This window comes from Acinetobacter sp. TYF_19, from assembly GCF_043105125.1.
In the GTDB taxonomy this organism is placed as follows: Bacteria; Pseudomonadota; Gammaproteobacteria; order Pseudomonadales; family Moraxellaceae; genus Acinetobacter; species Acinetobacter johnsonii.
On the sequence record NZ_JBICLH010000084.1, the window covers coordinates 188,540 to 202,549 of the forward strand.

13 protein-coding genes are annotated in these 14,010 nt (G+C 41.1%); 1 reads left to right on the top strand and 12 read right to left on the bottom strand.

Features of this window, described 5'->3' with window-relative positions; all coding sequences use genetic code 11:
* Positions 1-22: 22 nt before the first annotated feature.
* The 12 genes from rplI to ppsA form a co-directional block, all read right to left on the bottom strand.
* Positions 23-469 (bottom strand): 50S ribosomal protein L9, encoded by a 447-nt coding sequence (gene rplI, locus ACF8FD_RS13805; protein ID WP_004696433.1) that lies wholly within the window; start codon positions 467-469, stop codon positions 23-25.
* A gap of 9 nt (positions 470-478) precedes the next feature.
* Positions 479-706: a 30S ribosomal protein S18 gene (gene rpsR / locus ACF8FD_RS13810; RefSeq protein WP_004278792.1), complete on the bottom strand. Its 228-nt coding sequence runs from the start codon at positions 704-706 to the stop codon at positions 479-481.
* Positions 707-717: 11 nt separating this feature from the next.
* Positions 718-1,104, bottom strand: a complete 387-nt coding sequence (gene rpsF, locus ACF8FD_RS13815; RefSeq protein ID WP_004696436.1) for a 30S ribosomal protein S6 — start codon at positions 1,102-1,104, stop codon at positions 718-720.
* A gap of 144 nt (positions 1,105-1,248) precedes the next feature.
* On the bottom strand, positions 1,249-2,004 hold the full coding sequence (locus tag ACF8FD_RS13820) for a DUF3142 domain-containing protein (protein WP_392453485.1): 756 nt from the start codon (positions 2,002-2,004) through the stop codon (positions 1,249-1,251).
* 7 nt (positions 2,005-2,011) lie between these two features.
* Positions 2,012-4,120, bottom strand: coding sequence for a hypothetical protein (locus ACF8FD_RS13825; RefSeq protein WP_392453486.1), 2,109 nt, complete (start codon positions 4,118-4,120; stop codon positions 2,012-2,014).
* 112 nt (positions 4,121-4,232) lie between these two features.
* Positions 4,233-5,111, bottom strand: a complete 879-nt coding sequence (gene cyoE, locus ACF8FD_RS13830; RefSeq protein WP_004982036.1) for a heme o synthase — start codon at positions 5,109-5,111, stop codon at positions 4,233-4,235.
* Positions 5,112-5,121: 10 nt separating this feature from the next.
* Positions 5,122-5,451 (bottom strand): cytochrome o ubiquinol oxidase subunit IV, encoded by a 330-nt coding sequence (locus ACF8FD_RS13835; RefSeq protein ID WP_026056475.1) that lies wholly within the window; start codon positions 5,449-5,451, stop codon positions 5,122-5,124.
* Entirely contained in the window at positions 5,448-6,068 is a 621-nt protein-coding gene (gene cyoC / locus ACF8FD_RS13840; protein WP_004696446.1) for a cytochrome o ubiquinol oxidase subunit III, read from the bottom strand. The genes ACF8FD_RS13835 and cyoC overlap by 4 nt, the downstream gene beginning before the upstream one ends.
* A gap of 4 nt (positions 6,069-6,072) precedes the next feature.
* A complete protein-coding gene (gene cyoB, locus ACF8FD_RS13845) occupies positions 6,073-8,061 on the bottom strand; it encodes a cytochrome o ubiquinol oxidase subunit I (RefSeq protein WP_004982033.1) in 1,989 nt (662 codons plus the stop codon).
* 3 nt (positions 8,062-8,064) lie between these two features.
* The gene (gene cyoA / locus ACF8FD_RS13850; RefSeq protein ID WP_004696450.1) at positions 8,065-9,138 is read right to left on the bottom strand and encodes a ubiquinol oxidase subunit II; all 1,074 of its coding nucleotides are present in this window, start codon (positions 9,136-9,138) and stop codon (positions 8,065-8,067) included.
* A gap of 301 nt (positions 9,139-9,439) precedes the next feature.
* Positions 9,440-10,207: an RDD family protein gene (locus tag ACF8FD_RS13855; RefSeq protein WP_234304801.1), complete on the bottom strand. Its 768-nt coding sequence runs from the start codon at positions 10,205-10,207 to the stop codon at positions 9,440-9,442.
* Positions 10,208-10,549: 342 nt separating this feature from the next.
* Positions 10,550-12,928 (bottom strand): phosphoenolpyruvate synthase, encoded by a 2,379-nt coding sequence (ppsA, locus tag ACF8FD_RS13860; RefSeq protein ID WP_176537894.1) that lies wholly within the window; start codon positions 12,926-12,928, stop codon positions 10,550-10,552.
* A gap of 156 nt (positions 12,929-13,084) precedes the next feature.
* Here ppsA and ACF8FD_RS13865 point away from each other — a divergent pair, with 156 nt between their 5' ends.
* A complete protein-coding gene (locus ACF8FD_RS13865) occupies positions 13,085-13,921 on the top strand; it encodes a pyruvate, water dikinase regulatory protein (RefSeq protein WP_005400687.1) in 837 nt (278 codons plus the stop codon).
* Positions 13,922-14,010 lie beyond the last annotated feature (89 nt).

Genomic DNA, 14,010 nt, shown 5'->3' on the forward strand with positions numbered 1-14,010 from the left:
ATGCTCTTTTTTTTGCAAAAAATTACTCAGATACGATAGTAACGAGAACTTCAGCAACAACATCATGGTGCAATTGGATTGCGATGTTGAATTCGCCAGTGTGACGAAGTGCACCGTTCGGTAAACGAACTTCTGCACGGTCAACTTCAAGACCAGCATTTGTTAACGCGTCAGCGATATCACGAGTACCGATAGAACCGAATAGTTTACCTTCGTCACCAGCTTTCGCAGTGATTACGATGTTAACTTCGTCTAATTGGCTAGCACGTGCTTGAGCAGCAGCTAAAACATCAGCTTCAGCTTTCTCAAGTTCAGCGCGACGAGCTTCAAAAGCAGCAGTGTTAGCTTCAGTAGCAGCTACTGCTTGACCTTGAGGGATAAGGTAGTTGCGGCCGTAACCAGCTTTAACTGAAACTTTATCGCCTAATTTACCAAGGTTTTTAATGCGTTGTAATAAGATAATATCCACAGCTCAACCTCACTTATGATTGTCAGTGTAAGGGATCAAAGACAAGTAGCGAGCTTGTTTAATAGCAAGCGCTAATTGGCGTTGGTAACGAGCTTTAGTACCTGTAATACGGCTAGGAACAATCTTGCCGTTTTCAGTGATGTACTGTTTTAAAGTGTCGATATCTTTGTAGTCGATGTACGTAACGTTCTCAGCTGTAAAGCGGCAGAACTTGCGACGACGGTAAAAACGTGCCATTGATGTTCTCCTTATGCTTCAGCAGAGTCTTGAGCTTGTTGTGCTTCTTCACGTTGAGCTTTACGCGCACGTTTTTCTTCAGCACTCTTAGCCAATAGTGACTCTTCAGTGATAGCGTTCTCACGACGGATGATAAGGCTACGAATAATTGCATCGTTGTAACGGAACAATTCTTCTAACTCATCAAGAGTAGTTTGACCACACTCAACATTCATAAGAATGTAGTGAGCTTTGTGGATCTTGTTGATTGGGTAAGCCAATTGACGACGGCCCCAGTCTTCAAGACGGTGAATTTGACCTTCAGCTTCTTTGATGTGAGTTAGGTAGCGTTCTACCATACCAACGACTTGATCGCTTTGATCAGGGTGTACTAAAAGTACGATTTCGTAATGACGCATTGTCAGCTCCTTACGGTTTAAACAGCCCCTAACAAAAAAGTTGTTAGAAGCAAGGAGTCACAACCTAGGTTGTGTCGCATTAGATGCGAATGGGGGATTTTAGAGACTTTGCTCGCCAAATTCAAGAACTTCTCTTAAAAAGCCCTAATTATTTTGAGGTTTTGAGCGTAAAAGGAAGACGACATAGCCTTTAAAGTTTGTATCATTTTCAAGCTTAGGCGGTCTACACCACTCACCGTGTTGAACAATGCCAATTTTATAAGGCAGTTTTAGTGCTGAAACTTTTTTTAGATAAGCTGCATAGTTGGGTATGGTGGTTGAACCTTGATAGGTTTGAATGACCAACTCGTCGATGGTGTTATTCAGGAGGTTTAAAGTCCCCTGATTTGTGACATTGGTCCAGTCCATTAAACCCGTGATACTGAGTTGATAGTGTTGAGGTAATTGTTTTCTTAATTGACTTAAAAATAGGGCATATTGGTGAATGTGTTTGGTTTTGGCATCGAAATCAATTTGTATGCCTTGAATATGATTCCCTGCATTTTCCCATTGCTGAACGCGTTTTAAAATTTGTGTAAGCTCTTGGCCTTGCCAGTCTAAATGATAATTACGAAAAACCAGCCACACCTTTTGCTGAGGAATTGTTAAGACGCTTACGCCTTGCGGTATGAGTCTAGAGTGATGTGTTTGGGAATCTAAACGGATTTCACCTTGTAAAATATAAAGTTCTTTAGCCGCTTTGAGATAAGGGGCAGATGAAATATTGCCCCAAATCCAAAACGCATCATAGTCTTCGGCATTTACCTGACCAGATGTTGAAGCTGACTGACTCGGCTGACAAGCTATGATGCTCAGCATACAGATCAACGTCATAACAACTGAAAAAAGTTGCTTCAACATATATGTCTTACCAGTAATACTTTAAAGATTGTGCCCAAGAAGTACTTGGGTAGTCACGTTTAATGTGGTCGAACCATTGTTTACGGGTAGATTTTTCAACCTCTGCATTCTGACAGTCATTCATCCCGCTTGGTGAGTAACACATGATTGAGCGATAAAGCGCATAAGCTTTTAAATCGGGTACAGAGCTGGATTTGATGATGTCTTTATACACTTGACCACGGGTAAAAATTGCACCTTTAAAGCTGGAGGTTTCTTTTTCTAAAGCGGTGACATAGCTTATGTTGTAGCCTTGAGTCGAGCGTGCATATTCGCCCAAACAAAGTCGGAGCTTTAAATCTTGAGGTGAATTTTCAAGTTTTTGAGTCAGACTGAATAAGTCAGGGCATTGAATCTGTGGCGTGATTTTTGTTCCTGCCCAAATGAAATCACTGAAAGGCGGTTGATTTTTATAGTTTTGATATGTTTCTGAGTCATATTTATGCTTCGCGGCATCTTGTGGTAGTAGTACAAAGGCTTGATTAAACAGTTTAAAGTTTTGATGTACCAATGACTTTTGCAAAGTTTTATACAAAGCTAAATTTTTTTGATCTGTTCTTGATGCTTTGCACTGTACAATTTGCATTAAGCTTTTTTCATTGGCTTCATTTTCAATAAAGCTTTTTTGCAATGCAGCTTGTTTGATTTTAGCATTTGAACCGATGAATAGGTTTGCACTTTGCTGCTGAGCATAATGTGGATACAACATTAGCTCAAATAAGCCACGCTGTTCGATGGACTTTGATTGACTCAGCCAACCTTCCCAATACTGCTGTGCATTTTGAGTTTGTCCGAGTTTTTCTAAAATACGACCTTTTAACAATATTTGACTGAGTTGAAGATAACTATCGATTGAATTAGAGGAATGTTCTGGCAAATATTTTAAAGCTTCGGCTGGTTTGTTCTGCACAAAGAATAAGTGATTGGCTTGTAGGTATTGGAACAGTTCTGGCTGACTCTTAAATCGTGTTTTTTGGTTGTTAAGTTCAGACCAGCTTAAGACTTTATCTTCTGCCGATGTTGCCTGACGCATTTGCATTAAATCTGAAATGGTCAGAAAGAAGGGATCTTTTAGATTTTTTGCATTGAATGAGCGGCTTTGAAAAACATGGCGATCCATTTCAAAGGCTAGATTATCAAGCTCTAAATTATAGTATTTGGAATCAGGATGATTGATTTGCCATGCGAGTTCGTTGGTCAGGAGTTCGGTATTTCCACTCAGCCAATAACAACGACGCAGTAAACCGCGTGCGCTTGCCGCATATTTTCCCTCAGGAAAGCGTTTGAAGTAGGTAGTGATATGCTCATAGGTGTTTTTGAGTAAAGTCTGATCTACTTTATCGGTTTTTAAGTCGCCATATTTGCCGACACCCGACTGATAGCTTTCATTGAGGCTGCTACGAATCAACATATATTGCGATGTTTCTTTGATCCAAGGCTGATCAACCGTAGTTAAAACTGAGTAAATTTTAGTAGCTGTGGAAAAGTTACTATTGTAAAAGGCAATGGTTGCATTTAAATAAGACGCATACTGACGTGCTTGTATAGACCAGTTCGGATTGACTTGGAAGAGGGCAAGATCACGGTCACAGGCCGAGATATTTTGTCTTTCTTGAATCAGTAAATCTTTTTCGGCTTTGCTGAGATTTTTGTCGGCTTTCACCTGCTGGGTAAATTGATCCGCACCATTGTCTAGACTACTGCAATGTTCTTGGTAGGGTGTCTTTACATTGCTTGGTTTTAATCGGGCATTCGGTCGTTTATTGGTTACGCTTTCAAACAATGTTTTAGCCGCAAATGGTACGTTGCTATATTCAGTTTCCCAAAGCGGATTATTTGGCTGATTAAAATTCAATTTAGCCAAACCCATGTCGCTCAGAAGTAAGAGCATATTGGTTTGGTTGTCATTGGCGGGCGTGAGTGCAGGCAAATTGTCACAGGCGGTATAGGCATTGGTTTGAATGTTGGTCGATGGATAGCAAGAAACATCAAAACCAGAAAAACTGTGCGTGCTATAAGCAAGAGTGATAGGGAATAGACTAATAAAAATAGATTTTTTAAAAAATTGTGATGGCATTTTCATTGCAGAGCATGAGTTATTGTTGTGTCTGCTATGGTAACAACTTAAAGACTAGACTTAAATATTGAATAAGTTGAAATAAAAAAAGATAGAGAGAACTCTATCTTTTTTAAAACAGCGGCAAATGTGGAGCAGGTGAGACGTAGCTAAAACTAAAACTAAAACTTAATGCAGTAATTAAAATCACTGAGTATAAGAAATAGCGTTTTGCCCAAACCTGATCATTTTCAGCTTTAAAACCAATGATTGATAAATATACCCAATAAGCACAGAGTGCGTTAAAGGTGATAAGAAAAAACATATTGGTATAGCCAAAACAATACAAACCATTTAACACCGCAGCAAACAGCAAGACATAAATCAAGCTTTCAACTTTCGTGCGGAAAATTGAACGTGCTACAGGTAAAATTGGAATGCCTGCATTTTTATAGTCGTCAAAGCGGTATACCGCAATTCCCCATGAATGAGGCATTTGCCAAAGTGCATATGCTAAGAAAAGCAACAATGCGGCAACATCAAATTCATTGGTCACAGCTGTATAGCCGATCACTGGTGGACTAGCACCAGAAATACTTCCAATCACGGTTTGGTGAATGGATGTGCGTTTGCTCCATAGACTATAAAAAATCACATAAACCACAAAACCAAGTACAGCAAAGCCAAAGGCATAAGCATTAACAAAGAACCAGAGTAGGGCGAAACCTAATATTCCAAGCGCAGCAGAAAATGCCAAAGCTACGGAAGGACTGATGGTTTTTTTAACTAATGCACGGTTCATCGTCCGTTCCATCTTTTGATCAATATCTTGATCAATGACGTTATTGACGACACAGCCAGAAGCAACAACCAGTGTTGTACCGAGTAGAGTGATGAGAAGGAGGAGGAAATCTACAGACCCCTGAGCGGCTAAAAAGAAGCCGCCCAGAGTGGTAACGAAGTTACCAAAGAGAATTCCTGGTTTAGTCAGGAATAAATACTTTTTCAACATGACGATCAGTTTAGATCATCATGTTGTAGTGTAAGTAGTTCATAATCCATACAGAGCCGACTAGAAGTACAGCAATACAAAGTACTGTATAGATAAATGCAATCACGTTCCAACGTTGCTCTGAAGATGAGTTCATGTGCAAGAAGTAAACTAATTGAACTAGAACCTGAGCAACTGCTGTAATTGCGATAACCGCCATAACAATACCGCGACCAAAACCACCAGCCATTACCATACCGAATGGAATTACGGTCAGGATAACTGAAAGGATAAAGCCGATCGTATATTGCTTGGTGTTACCGTGTGAAGCACCAGCTGAGTTATGATCGTGACTCATTATAGAACTCCCATCAAGTAAACTACGCTGAATACACAGATCCAAACGATGTCAAGGAAGTGCCAGAACAAGCTTAGGCAAGCAAGACGACGAGTGTTTGGAAGAGTCAAACCATTTTTCTTGATCTGAATCATCAAAATGATCATCCATACCAAACCTGAAGTTACGTGAATACCGTGCGTACCTACTAAAGTAAAGAACGACGATAAAAACGCACTTACGCTTGGACCATGGCCAGCATGAACTAAGTGATTAAACTCATATAGTTCCATGCCGATGAATGAAGCACCGAATAACCAAGTGATCGCTAACCAAGTTAAAACTTGGTTGACGTTCTTTTTGTATGCAGCAAGAACCGCAAAACCAAAAGTTACAGAAGAGATCAAGAGAGCGAAAGTTTCAGTTAAAACGAAACCTAAAGACTCACCGAATAATTCTTTTGCACTTGGTGTGCCCATAGGCACATGGCTACTTAAAACAGCGAATGCAATGAAGAGTGTACCGAATAGAATCAAGTCACTCATCAAATAAGTCCAAAAACCAAAGACGGTGATGTCAGTATCATCGTGGTGATGATGCTCATCGTGTCCGTGGTTTTCGTGATGAAGTACGTCAGCCATTGTCTTAGTCCTTCTTCAAATGTTTTTCAAGAATCGCGTAACGTTCATTTTCAATACGCTCAACTTCAGCAGCAGGAACATAGTAGTCCACTTTCTTCGTAAACGAAGATGCGATGAAGCTGATAATAGCAGCGATGAACATCACAACAACTAACCACCAGATATGCCAGATTAAACCAAAGCCCATAACAGTAATGAACATGGCAATCACAACACCAGCAGCACGATTCGTTGGCATATGAATGTCTTCGTATGAAGTAGGTTTCGCATATGCTACGCCATTCTCTTTGTCATTCCAGAACGTATCAATACCATTGATTGTTGGAAGGTGAGCAAAGTTGTAGAACGGAGCAGGAGACGAAGTCGCCCATTCAAGTGTACGACCATCCCATGGATCGCCTGTAAGGTCGAGGTTGTCGTTGCGTTGTAAGTAACCAACAACAATCTGCATAACGAAACATGCAATACCAATCGCGACTAACACAGAACCGAAGAATGCAATAGCAATGTACGGATCCCATTCAGGGTTGTCATATGTATTCAAACGACGAGTCATACCCATGAAACCAAGGATATAAAGTGGCATGAATGCAAAGTAGAAACCGAAGAACCAGAACCAGAACGCAGCTTTACCCCATGCTTCATTGAGCTTCCAACCAAACATTTTCGGCCAGTAGAAAATGATGCCGGCAAACATACCAAACACCACACCACCGATAATTACGTTATGGAAGTGAGCAATCAAGAACAATGAGTTGTGTACAAGGAAGTCCGCAGGTGGAACAGCCATTAATACACCAGTTAAACCGCCAATACCGAATGTTACAAGGAAGCCAAGCGTCCATAACATAGGAGTAGTGAAGGTGATACGACCCTTATACATTGTGAATAACCAAGAGAAGATTTTCACACCAGTAGGAATCGCAATAACCATGGTCATGATACCGAAGAACGCATTCACGTTCGCACCAGCACCCATGGTGAAGAAGTGGTGAAGCCATACTACGAACGCAAGTACTGTGATCGCAATTGTTGCATACACCATTGATTTGTAACCGAACAACGTTTTACGAGAGAACGTTGATACAACTTCAGAGTAAATACCAAATGCTGGTAATACTAAGATGTAAACTTCTGGGTGACCCCATGTCCAAATCAAGTTTACATACAACATTGGGCTACCACCCATGTCATTTGTAAAGAAGTGGAAACCGAAGTAACGGTCAAGCGTTAACATTGCAATTGTTGCTGTTAACACTGGGAATGACGCAATGATCAATACAGCTGTACACAAAGATGTCCAAGTAAAGATCGGCATGTCCATAAGTGACATACCAGGCGCGCGCATTTTAATGATGGTAACGAAGAAGTTAACACCCGTTAATAGCGTACCTAAACCTGAAATCTGAAGTGCCCAGATATAGTAGTCCACACCCACGCCTGGAGAATATTCGATACCTGAAAGAGGAGGATAAGCCATCCAACCTGTTGCAGCGAATTCACCAATTGCAAGAGATGCCATCATTAAGCCTGCAGCACCAGCAAATAACCAGAAGCTTAGAGAGTTTAATAATGGGAAGGCAACGTCACGTGCACCAATTTGAAGTGGTACAGAGATGTTCATTAAGCCAACAACTAGACCCATTGCTACGAAGAAGATCATGATTACACCGTGTGCGGTGAAGATCTGATCGTAGTGTTCTGGGTGTAAATAACCTTCACCGCCACCTTTTGCAAGGAACAGTTGAAGACGCATCATAATCGCATCAGCGAAACCACGCAAAAGCATGATGATCGATACGAAAAGATACATGATACCAATTTTTTTATGGTCGACTGATGTGAACCATTCGTTCCACAAGTAGCCCCATTTTTTAAAATAGGTAATACCAGCAACAACTGCGATACCACCTAAGATCATCATTGCAACTGTGACCAGTACAATTGGATCGTGCGGAATAACGTCCGGACCTAACTTACCTAAGAAGCTCATGTCTTATTCCCCTACAACTGATGAAGCAGGTTCAACAGCGGCATGTGCTTCAGATGAAGCAGCCCCGTGAGCACCCGCAGTCGCTGAGTGATCAGCACCGTGATAGTTGCTCATATATTTGCTGATGACTGACTTAAACAAGCCTTCCTCTACAGAAGAGTAGTAAGTCACAGGGTGTGGCTTAGTTGGATAAGGCTTCATTGCCTCAGCAGCAGCCTTCTCTTCAGGAGTTTTTGCTTTTGAAATCAAAACTTCAATTTGGTGTTTACCACGGTTACCGTCACGTAAAGACTCAAATTCAGCTTGATCTAAAATTGTTTTTTGTACAGCTTTAGGATTAATGCTTGTACCGTTACCTGCTTTAACTGCAGCAACCCATTCAGCGAATTGAGCGTCAGTTACAGAGTGAGCACGGAAGCGCATTTGCGAGAAGCCGTAGCCTGAATAGTTCGAAGAGAAACCGCGGTAGCCTTCAGCTGGGCTAGTTCCATCTGCTAACAAATTCAAGTGCGTTTGCATGCCTGCCATTGCATAAATTTGACCACCTAACGCAGGGATGAAGAACGAGTTCATCGTGAAGTTAGAGGTAATTTTAAGTGCAACTGGAGTTTTTTCAGGGAAACGAATTTCGTTAACCGTCGCAATGTTAAGATCAGGGTAAATGAAGATCCATTTAAACTGTTCTGCAATGACTTGAATATTTACAGGTGCTTTATCAGATTCGAGCGGGCGGTAAGGGTCATACTTGTGTGAACCCCACCAAGTTAACCAAGCCAGAATACCAATAATAATGACAGGAATACCCCAAACTACAATTTCAATTGCAGTAGAGTGTGCCCATGTAGGTTTATAGTCTGCATCTTTATTCGACGCGCGATATTTCCAACCAAACCATAATGCCATTACGACTGATGGAATAACCACCAATAGCATTAAATAGATCGCAGTCATCATTAAGTCAGATTGACCTTGTGCAACTGGACCTTTTGAGTTTAGAAGTACCATATCACCACCACACCCAGTTAAGAGCGCGGCGATCGCAGATAAAGACAATACAGCTAAAATCGTTTGTCTCATTTTACAACCTCGGTGAAGAGTCCCATTCCCTAATAAAATTGGGATAGCGATTAAAGTGTCGCATGATTGAAAAGTTTCTTTTTAAGTCTAAAAACACTTCTCAATCATAAGACACCGCTACGTTGTAGGGCATTATGCCTCATATCGACAAACTAAGCTATACGTAAAGATGCTTTAAATGACTGTTATAAAAACCGATTTTTTCACTCGGAATTTTATAATTTCTTTGTGGATTTATTTTGAATATCAATAAACTGCGGAAAACTGAGGTGCGCCAAACCTCAGCTTAAATATGGTCAAATTACTGCTTAATGACCTTGGTTTTCGCCAGTTTATCGTGCAAAGTTTGACGCTTTGCAGTTAAACCAAAGACGTGATCGGCGATGGTAATAAACGGCATGAACAGCATATTGAGCACAATAAAGACAACACTGCGCAATGTGAATACACGCAAAAGGCTGACTTTTTCGTTCGTTTCTACGTCTACAATTTTAATTTTGGTGATTTTTTTACCAATGCTTTGACCACTTTTGGCTAAGAAAAAGGCCTGTATGCCGAGCATAATCAGCAGGTAAATTCCCATGGTGGTCCAGGCTTCAGTTGGAATCAAACTGAACAGTTGTGCTTGCAGTTCACTGGCCTGAGTGGCTGTAGTAGCCGCTTGCATTTTTTGCTGAATTTCAGTCAGTTCACCGAATTTATCTGCTTGTAAAAAGAACGAGGGAATAGCAGCGGCAGGGAGCCAAAGAAGTAAGTCAATGACTTTGGCTAAAACGCGTGTGCCTATTGATGCTAGTTCAGGTTGAACAACTTTCGCTGCTGTACGGTTTGGCTGTGAAAATTGATTTGGCGTATGCATTGGCTCAGGAATAGGGGGCTGAGGTTGATAACCTACAGGTTCATACGCCAGTTTTCCTTGGGTGAGTTCACCTAAAGCTTTCCATTCAGGCATACCCTGATGCCAAACTAAATCCGTCAATAAAACTTGTTGGCTTGCGAGCATTTGATTCAACTGCTCTAAGGTATATGGACCGGCTTGTTGATTATTTCGTGCCAAGTAAATCTGCATATAAACTTAATCTCAAAATATAAATTGGGATATTCAAATAATAAATGTATTTGTTTCAGATGAAAAACAAATAAAAATCTATGATAAAACATGCGGATAGTCTAGAGAATTTCAAGCTGAAATTCACCAAAACTACACAAAATGCAGAACAGTGTAGCAAGGATTATGCTGCTTCTTCTAGCTTTATCGCAATGCGATCTCTTCTCAATCGAGATGATGATGCGTAAGTATTAAACTTAGTCTAAATTTTTGTATCAATATGCTTGTTTTAATGCGGATACGTTGAAAGAGTGGTGATAAAAAAAGACCCATGAAAGGGTCTTTTTTTATCACATCAAAAAGTTAAGCTTTTTGAACTTTTTCTTCTGCAAGAAAGAACCAAGTGTCTAATACTGAGTCAGGGTTAAGTGATACAGATTCGATACCTTGTTCCATAAGCCACTGCGCAAGATCTGGGTGATCTGATGGGCCTTGACCACAGATGCCCACATATTTACCTGCTTTACGGCATGCATGAATTGCCATAGAAAGAAGTGCTTTTACTGCTGGATCACGTTCATCAAATAGGTGAGACACAATACCAGAGTCACGGTCTAGACCAAGCGTTAACTGGGTTAAGTCGTTTGAACCGATAGAGAAGCCATCGAAGTGTTCAAGGAACTGTTCAGCCAATAATGCGTTCGTTGGTAACTCACACATCATGATCACTTTCAGACCATTTTCACCACGTTTCAGGCCGTTTAACGCCAATAATTCAATTACACGTTTTGCTTCATGTACAGTACGTACGAAAGGAATCATGATTTGAATATTGGTTAAGCCCATTTCGTCACGTGCTTTTTTCAACGCGCGGCATTCTAATTCGAAGCAGTCACGGAAGTTGTCAGACACATAACGGCTTGCACCACGGAAGCCCAACATTGGGTTTTCTTCTTCAGGCTCGTATAACTTACCACCGATCAAGTTTGCGTATTCATTTGACTTAAAGTCAGACATACGAACGATCACAGGTTTGTCTGCAAATGCTGCAGCAAGGGTAGAAATACCTTCAACCAGTTTTTCAACATAGAATTCGATTGGCGATGCATAACCCGCAGTACGTGCCATTACCGCAGCACGTGTTTCACGTGGCAAGCTGTCAATGTTCAACAATGCTTTAGGGTGGACACCGATCATACGGTTAATGATGAACTCAAGACGTGCAAGGCCAATCCCTTCATTTGGAATTTGTGCAAAGTCAAATGCGCGGTCAGGGTTACCGACGTTCATCATTACTTTGAACGGAAGTTCTGGCATAGATTCGATTGAGTTGGTTTGAATCTCGAAATCTAAAGAACCTTCGTAGATGAAACCTGTATCACCTTCAGCACATGAAACAGTTACATCTTGGCCGTCTACTAGAACTTCAGTTGCATTACCACAACCGACGATTGCTGGAACACCCAATTCACGCGCAATAATCGCTGCGTGACAAGTACGACCACCACGGTTAGTGACAATTGCAGCGGCACGCTTCATTACTGGTTCCCAGTCTGGGTCAGTCATGTCAGATACAAGCACGTCACCGTCTTGTACTTTGTCCATTTCTTTAATAGACGTAACAATACGTACTTTACCAGAACCGATACGTTGACCGATTGAACGACCTTCACAAATCACAGTGCCTTTTTGTTTTAAAAGGTAGCGTTCCATGGTACCGACGTTTTCACGGCTCTTCACTGTTTCAGGGCGCGCTTGAACGATATAAATTTGACCGTCATCGCCATCTTTTGCCCACTCGATGTCCATTGGAGAACCATAGTGGTTTTCAATGATCAGCGCTTGTTTTGCAAGTTCTTGTAGTTCGTGGTCGTTTAATGCGAATTGTTGACGCTCTTGTTTTTCAACATCAACCACAACAACTGATTTACCTGCAGAAGCTTCTTCGCCATAAATCATTTTTTGGTGTTTAGAACCCAGATTACGACGGAGGACAGCGTGCTTGCCTGCATTTAAAAGGGGTTTAGAGAGGTAGAATTCGTCAGGGTTTACTGCACCTTGAACGACCATTTCACCCAAACCATACGATGCAGTGATGAATACTACGTCACGGAAACCTGATTCAGTGTCGAGTGTAAACATTACACCTGCTGCACCAGTTTCAGAGCGGACCATACGCTGAACACCAGCAGATAAAGCCACAACATCATGCGCAAAATTTTGGTGTACGCGGTAAGAAATTGCACGGTCGTTATACAGTGATGCAAATACTTCTTTGATCGCGATCAATACGTTGTCGATACCGCGAATGTTTAAGAAGGTTTCTTGTTGACCTGCAAAAGAAGCATCTGGTAAATCTTCTGCTGTCGCTGAAGAACGAACGGCAACCGCGATATCTGGGTTGCCGTTTGAAAGCTCTGCAAATGCTTTACGAACTTCTTGTTCGAGTTCTGCCGTAAGTGGGGTATCTACAATCCATTGGCGAATTTTCGCGCCTGTTTCAGCAAGAGCATTTACATCATCAACATTGAGGACTTTTAACTCTGCATTGATTTTAGCGTTTAGGCCACTTTGCTCGAGAAATTCACGATATGCTTGAGCTGTAGTAGCAAAGCCACCTGGTACAGATACACCTGCATTTGATAGGTGGCTGATCATTTCACCTAAAGATGAGTTTTTCCCACCTACAAGTTCAACGTCGTGTTTCCCTAATTTTTCTAGACCAATTACGCGCGCTTCCAAAGTTGTTACTCCACTTTTGCAGTATTTAATCACTATCTTGGCATCAGATTATAACAAATCTACTTAGCTTTTTGATTTTACTAAGCGACAGTCATGTAAGATCGGTTTACTATAAAGATTATATAGCACTAAGACAAATTTTTGAGGAGAATTTTAATGTCAGGAAGTAAACAATTTAAGCGGAGTGTTTTTTTTGTATCAGATGGTACTGCAATTACCGCTGAAACCCTTGGGCACTCGCTATTGGCGCAGTTTCCAAATGTTGACTTTGACATTCATATTATTCCTTATATTAGCTCTGAAGAAGCTGCTACAAATGTGGTTGCTGAGATCAATTTAAGGGCGCAACAAGACGGACAAAAGCCACTGGTTTTTGACACTTTAGTCGACCCGTACGTGCGTGACATTATTAATACTGCAAATGCTATAAATCTTGATGTATTTGAAGGGCTTATTAGTAAATTATCTGAAGAGTTGGGAACACCGCCTACAACTTTAGTCGGACAGACCCATGCAGTGACCGATTCGGAGTCTTATAAAGCACGTATTGATGCGGTGCATTTTGCTTTGGATAACGATGACGGTGCACGTACACGCCACTATGACAAGGCCGATCTGATTCTGATTGGGGTATCACGTTCGGGTAAAACACCGACTTCAATTTATTTGTCATTACAGTTTGGGATTCGTGTAGCAAACTATCCATTGACCGAAGAAGACTTGGATGACAACCGTTTACCAGCGGTACTTCGCGCACATAAGCAGAAGCTTTTTGGTTTGATGATTGATGCTGAACGCCTTGTCGCTATTCGCTCTGAACGTAAAGCCAATAGCCGTTATGCAAGCTTCAGCCAGTGCCAAATGGAGCTTCGCGCAATTGAAGGGATTTATATCTCTGAAGGGATTAAATACTTAAATGTCTCGGAAATGTCGATTGAAGAAATTTCAACTCGTGTACTCCAAATGACGGGTTTAAAACGTCGCATTGGTTGATATTGTCATTACATTATAAAGCGTCATATTGATGATGCTTTATAATATTGATCAATATAAAAATACAGATTAGATCAAATGAAAATAAT

What these genes read in the sequence shown, in the direction of transcription:
- cyoC (WP_004696446.1), bottom strand. Translation starts at nt 6,068, where the DNA reads ATGGCTGACGTACTTCATCACGAAAACCACGGACACGATGAGCATCAT.
- rpsF (WP_004696436.1), bottom strand. Translation starts at nt 1,104, where the DNA reads ATGCGTCATTACGAAATCGTACTTTTAGTACACCCTGATCAAAGCGAT.
- rpsR (WP_004278792.1), bottom strand. Translation starts at nt 706, where the DNA reads ATGGCACGTTTTTACCGTCGTCGCAAGTTCTGCCGCTTTACAGCTGAG.
- ACF8FD_RS13855 (WP_234304801.1), bottom strand. Translation starts at nt 10,207, where the DNA reads ATGCAGATTTACTTGGCACGAAATAATCAACAAGCCGGTCCATATACC.
- cyoE (WP_004982036.1), bottom strand. Translation starts at nt 5,111, where the DNA reads ATGTTGAAAAAGTATTTATTCCTGACTAAACCAGGAATTCTCTTTGGT.
- ACF8FD_RS13820 (WP_392453485.1), bottom strand. Translation starts at nt 2,004, where the DNA reads ATGTTGAAGCAACTTTTTTCAGTTGTTATGACGTTGATCTGTATGCTG.
- cyoA (WP_004696450.1), bottom strand. Translation starts at nt 9,138, where the DNA reads ATGAGACAAACGATTTTAGCTGTATTGTCTTTATCTGCGATCGCCGCG.
- cyoB (WP_004982033.1), bottom strand. Translation starts at nt 8,061, where the DNA reads ATGAGCTTCTTAGGTAAGTTAGGTCCGGACGTTATTCCGCACGATCCA.
- ACF8FD_RS13825 (WP_392453486.1), bottom strand. Translation starts at nt 4,120, where the DNA reads ATGCCATCACAATTTTTTAAAAAATCTATTTTTATTAGTCTATTCCCT.
- ACF8FD_RS13865 (WP_005400687.1), top strand. Translation starts at nt 13,085, where the DNA reads ATGTCAGGAAGTAAACAATTTAAGCGGAGTGTTTTTTTTGTATCAGAT.